Genomic DNA, 3,757 nt, shown 5'->3' on the forward strand with positions numbered 1-3,757 from the left:
ATGTTGGACAGCGCATTGAGCGCGTTGTTGAGATTGACGATCAGCTTGCCCCACTGCACCCCGTCGATATTGGCGGTAGCCTTGATCGCAAGACCGGGCACCGAAAGCCGTGCCGCGGTGCCGGCATCATCCTGCGCGATCACGATGTCGCCCGAGGTCGAACGATGGAAGCGGCCGTCGCCGAGCGCGACCACGTTGAACGGCACCATGCCGCCGAGCACCTTGCGGCCCGGCAAGCGATCGCGCAGCAGCGGCACATTGCCGACGCCATTTTGCAGGCTGATCACCGCGATGTCAGTGGGTGCGTGGCGTGCGATCAATTCGGCGATCTCGCCGGTATCGGCGCTCTTCACCGTCACCAGCACGGTCTGGGCGTCGCGCAAGATCGACGGATCATCCGACAGAATGAGCCGGTCGGCCGGCACCATCCGCTCCGAGCCGTCGAAACTGCTCACCCGCAAGCCGCTGCCCGCGATCTCCTCGATCAGCCACGGCCGCGCCAGCAATGCGACGCTGCGACCGGACGCAGCCAGCATGCCGCCGACGAAGCAACCGATGCTTCCGGCGCCCGCAATCCCGATCGGCCGGTCCGCATTCATCTGGCTAAACGTCCGTTCATCAGAGCTCGATAGCAGACCTCGATAGCAGACCTGGGGTTGCCTGCCTATTTCGATGCGCCGCCGCCGGGTGGCCCGCCTTGTAACCGTCATGGGCCACAGCTATGTTTCCCGCTCGGGGCACGGTTGCGGCAGGAGACGATCATGGGTTTACTCGACGTACTCAACGGCATGCAGAACGGCCCCCGCGGTCCGAGCGCACCAAGCACACCATCCGACAGCTCGAGCAGCGGCGGAATGTCGCCGATGACCATGGCCATCCTGGCGCTGCTCGCCTGGAAGGCGGTCAAGCATTTCTCCGGCGGCCAGCCGGGCGCAAGCGCTCCTCAGCCGACCCCGGCGCAGGCACCACAACTCCCCGGCAATGTCACCGCTGGTCTGCCCGGCGGCGCTGGTGGTGGCGGGCTCGGTGATCTGCTCAAGGGCGGCCTTGGCGGCCTTCTCGCCGGCGGCGCGGCCGGCACCGTGCTCAGCGGCGGCCTCGGCGATCTGCTCAATCAATTGCAGCAGAAGGGCCATGGCGACGCGGCCAATTCCTGGGTCAGCAATGGTCCCAACAAGCAGATCTCGCCCGGCGACCTCGCCAACGCGCTCGGCGCCGACCAGATCGACTCGCTGGCATCGCAGAGCGGCATGTCGCGCGACCAATTGCTGCAGGGCTTGAGCCAATATCTGCCCGACGCGATCAATCATCTGACGCCGGACGGACGGCTGCCCAGCGGCGACGAGTTGCACGGCAGGCTTTAGCGGCAGCGTTGATTCCATCTGAGGAGGACGACAGTCATGAGCGGCATCATCTGGGTCATCATCGTCGGCTTTGTCGCGGGGATCATCGCGCGGTTCCTGTCACCGGGGCCGAATAATCCGAGCGGCTTCATTCTCACCACCGTGCTCGGCATCGCCGGCGCCTTTCTCGCGACCTTCATCGGCCAGGCGATCGGCCATTACGGTCCAGAACAGGGCGCGGGCTTCATCACCGCCACGATCGGCGCGCTGGTGGTGCTGTTCATCTGGAACCGGCTGGTCGCGGCGCGCGTGATCCCGGATCTGGGAAACAAGTAGAAACGAGCGCGAGACCGCTTCGATAGCGCAATGCCCGGGCCTGACCCGGGCATTGTCTTTCCTGACCTGCTTTCATCCGCGTCGCGGCGCGGCTGATCTGCAGTCTCACTGAATGAGATGCATGCCGGCGTCCATGCGGACGAATTCACCGGTCATGTTGCTCGACGCCGGGCTCGCCAGGAAGCAGACCAGGTTGGCGATGTCTTCCGCCGTGGACGCGACCTTCAGCGGCACGCGCGCGATCACAGTATCGCGCACCTGCTTCGCCTGCTCCTCGCCACGGCCCTTGGTAAACCAGGGCGTATCGATATAGCCGGGACATACGGTGTTGACGCGGATCAGCGGCGCCAGCGCGCGCGCCAGCGACTGCGTCATGGTGTTGAGCGCGCCCTTGCTCGCGGCATAGGCCACCGACGATCCGCCGCCGGAAATGCCGGCGACCGAGGAGACGTTCACCACCGCCGACGGACGGCCCGAAGCCTTCGCACCGGCTTCGAGCAGCGCGCGCGCGGCGCGAACCATCTGGAACGGGCCGATGGTGTTGACCGCGTAGATGCGCTGGAAATCTTCCGCGGTCAGGCCGTCGAGATCGTGATGCGGCACGTGCTTGGTAGTGCCGGCATTGTTGACCAGCACGTCGAGGCGGCCCCAACCTTGCGCGGCGGCCGCGATCTTCTTGCAATCCTCATCGCGCGAGACGTCACCTTGCACCACCAGCACCTCGGCGCCCTGCTTGCGGCAGGCTTCCGCGGTGGCTTCGGCTTCCGCCTTGCTGTTGGAATAGTTGATGATGAGGCGCGCGCCCTGCGTGGCGAGAATTTGCGCGGTAGCGGCGCCGAGGCCCGATGCCGATCCGGTCACGATCGCGCACAAACCATCCTTGGACATCTGCATTTTCCTTGTTATTGTAAGCCAGATGATCTCCGGCGGTGGCATACCATATCGCGCGGAAATACATCTGCAAGCCGCGCCGGTCCATTACAAATAGGCGTGCGGGCCCTTCTGCAGGCCAGCCCATTGCGCATCATCATGGCCGCAGATGATCCTGACACCTGACGCCTCGAGCCTGGCAATCTCGTCGAGCGATTTCAGGAATTGATCGACATCGAGGCTGTTCCGCGGTGAAATTCGCTGATCGAGATTGGCGCGCACGCTCAGCGCGTCGGCGGCAAGCAGGAATTCGCCGCTCTGGTCCAGCTTGACCAGCGCGCCGGTCGTTCCCTTCGAATGTCCCGGCAACGGAATCAGCGTCAGCTTGCCATCGCCGAACACATCCATCTGGCGGTCGAAGATCTCCATCTTCAGCGGATGATCCCAATCCGCCTTGATGTATCCGCGATCGAGCGCGTTGGACGCATTGGCGGCCTCGAGCTCGAGCGCGTGGACGAAGACCGTCGCCTTCTTGAAGAAGGCGTTGCAGCCGCAATGATCGGTATGCAGATGGGAGCAGACCACCACGTCGATATCGTCGGGGCCAAGGCCTACTGCCTTCAGGCTCGTCAACACATGGTCGTCCGCCGGCATGATTGGCTGCATGAACCTGGCAAGCGTGCCGAGCCGCCCTTCAGGATCGGTCGCGACATCGGGATGGCATCCGGTGTCGAACAGCACATTGCCTTGCGGGTGCCGCAGCAGCACGCAGGACACCGGAAGCTCGATCGTCTCGCCGCGCGGCGCATCAGGCAGATAAGTCCGCTTGGACATCCGCAGGCGTCCACCCGACAGCATATGCATCTTCATCACGGCACCTCTGATTTCAGCCTCAAGCTAAACATGGGTTGGCGGAAACTCATATGCCCCTCGCTCTGCCTGGTCTCGCGGCGCGCCCGAGCGCCATGAACCTGCCGCCTCATGCGGACCATGCCCAGTTTCATCTGGCGGACTGAAGCGATGCCGCCAGCCAATCTGCTGCCGTGCGTGGCATACAAACCGAAGCGCTCGAAAGTTCACTCTGCGGAATTCATGCGCCTCGACCGGCTTCATGCCATCCGCGCAAGTGGCCCTGCGGGCAACGCTTGTCACGGCTATGGCTTTTCCGCATCATTGAGCGCAAGACAACACCGCAAGCAGGGCCTGCC

The 3,757-nt window shown here is 64.0% G+C and carries 6 protein-coding genes; 3 read left to right on the forward strand and 3 right to left on the reverse strand.

Annotation, left to right across the window (positions count from 1 at the left end):
- The coding region (locus tag QMZ05_RS40465; RefSeq protein WP_353705836.1) for a 2-dehydropantoate 2-reductase N-terminal domain-containing protein at window positions 1-599 on the reverse strand (599 nt) is incomplete at its 3' end.
- Between the two features lie 162 nt (window positions 600-761).
- Here QMZ05_RS40465 and QMZ05_RS40470 point away from each other — a divergent pair.
- Window positions 762-1,364, forward strand: a complete 603-nt coding sequence (locus QMZ05_RS40470; protein ID WP_353705837.1) for a YidB family protein — start codon at window positions 762-764, stop codon at window positions 1,362-1,364.
- Window positions 1,365-1,400: 36 nt separating this feature from the next.
- Entirely contained in the window at window positions 1,401-1,679 is a 279-nt protein-coding gene (locus QMZ05_RS40475) for a GlsB/YeaQ/YmgE family stress response membrane protein (RefSeq protein WP_050424584.1), read from the forward strand.
- A 105-nt stretch (window positions 1,680-1,784) separates the two neighbouring features.
- Here QMZ05_RS40475 and QMZ05_RS40480 read toward each other — a convergent pair whose 3' ends face one another.
- Together QMZ05_RS40480 and QMZ05_RS40485 are read right to left on the reverse strand one after the other, a co-directional pair.
- Window positions 1,785-2,567, reverse strand: a complete 783-nt coding sequence (locus QMZ05_RS40480) for an SDR family oxidoreductase (RefSeq protein ID WP_050424620.1) — start codon at window positions 2,565-2,567, stop codon at window positions 1,785-1,787.
- A 90-nt stretch (window positions 2,568-2,657) separates the two neighbouring features.
- On the reverse strand, window positions 2,658-3,383 hold the full coding sequence (locus QMZ05_RS40485; RefSeq protein WP_353705838.1) for an N-acyl homoserine lactonase family protein: 726 nt from the start codon (window positions 3,381-3,383) through the stop codon (window positions 2,658-2,660).
- A 186-nt stretch (window positions 3,384-3,569) separates the two neighbouring features.
- On the opposite strand from QMZ05_RS40485, the gene QMZ05_RS40490 reads away from it, so the two are divergent.
- Window positions 3,570-3,757, forward strand: a 188-nt coding sequence (locus QMZ05_RS40490; protein WP_353705839.1) for a hypothetical protein, incomplete at its 3' end; no start/stop codon positions are given.

The organism is Bradyrhizobium sp. INPA03-11B, from assembly GCF_040446015.1.
Lineage (GTDB): Bacteria > Pseudomonadota > Alphaproteobacteria > Rhizobiales > Xanthobacteraceae > Bradyrhizobium > Bradyrhizobium macuxiense_A.

Bases quoted from the DNA above. Each gene is read 5' to 3' on its own strand.
- QMZ05_RS40470 (WP_353705837.1), top strand. From the start codon at position 762: ATGGGTTTACTCGACGTACTCAACGGCATGCAGAACGGCCCCCGCGGT.
- QMZ05_RS40475 (WP_050424584.1), top strand. From the start codon at position 1,401: ATGAGCGGCATCATCTGGGTCATCATCGTCGGCTTTGTCGCGGGGATC.
- QMZ05_RS40480 (WP_050424620.1), bottom strand. From the start codon at position 2,567: ATGTCCAAGGATGGTTTGTGCGCGATCGTGACCGGATCGGCATCGGGC.
- QMZ05_RS40485 (WP_353705838.1), bottom strand. From the start codon at position 3,383: ATGTCCAAGCGGACTTATCTGCCTGATGCGCCGCGCGGCGAGACGATC.